General features: G+C 63.0%; 1 protein-coding gene. It reads left to right on the forward strand.

Translation table 11 applies throughout. The features are described from left to right. Positions 1–649 (forward strand): GTP-binding protein (locus O7B34_RS31880; RefSeq protein WP_337149706.1); only part of this gene is annotated, 649 nt, incomplete at both ends.

Raw genomic sequence — 649 nt, forward strand, 5'->3', positions numbered from 1 at the left:
ACACCCGCAACATGGCGACCGGCGCCTCGACGGCCGATCTGGCGATCGTGCTGATCGATGCCCGGCAAGGGGTGCTGCGCCAGACAAGGCGCCATTCGATCATCGCCTCGCTGCTCGGCATCCGCCACATCGTGCTGGCGGTCAACAAGATCGATCTCGTCGATTTCGACCAGGCGGTCTTCGACAGGATCGTCGAGGACTACCGGCAGTTCTCGCGCGATCTCGGCTTCCAAGCCATCATGCCGATCCCGATGTCGGCCCGCTACGGCGACAATGTCAGCCGCCGCTCCGAAACCATGCAGTGGTATTCCGGCCCGACACTGATCGAGCATCTCGAAACCGTGTCGGTCGACGAAGCCACGGCCGAGTTGCCGTTCCGCTTTCCGGTCCAGTATGTCAATCGCCCCAATCTCGACTTTCGTGGTTTTGCCGGCACCATCGCGTCCGGTACCATTGCGCAAGGCGACGAGGTCGTCGTCGCCAAATCGGGCAAGTCCTCGCATGTCAAACGCATCGTCGCCTATGGCGGCGATCTCAAACAGGCAGTGGCCGGCCAGGCCATAACGCTCGTCCTCGACGACGAGGTCGAGATCTCACGCGGCAACATGCTGGTTTCGCCGGCCGCACGGCCGCAGGTCGCCGACCAGTT

The sequence above is a fragment of the Mesorhizobium sp. Cs1299R1N3 genome, assembly GCF_037179625.1.
Lineage (GTDB): Bacteria > Pseudomonadota > Alphaproteobacteria > Rhizobiales > Rhizobiaceae > Mesorhizobium > Mesorhizobium salmacidum.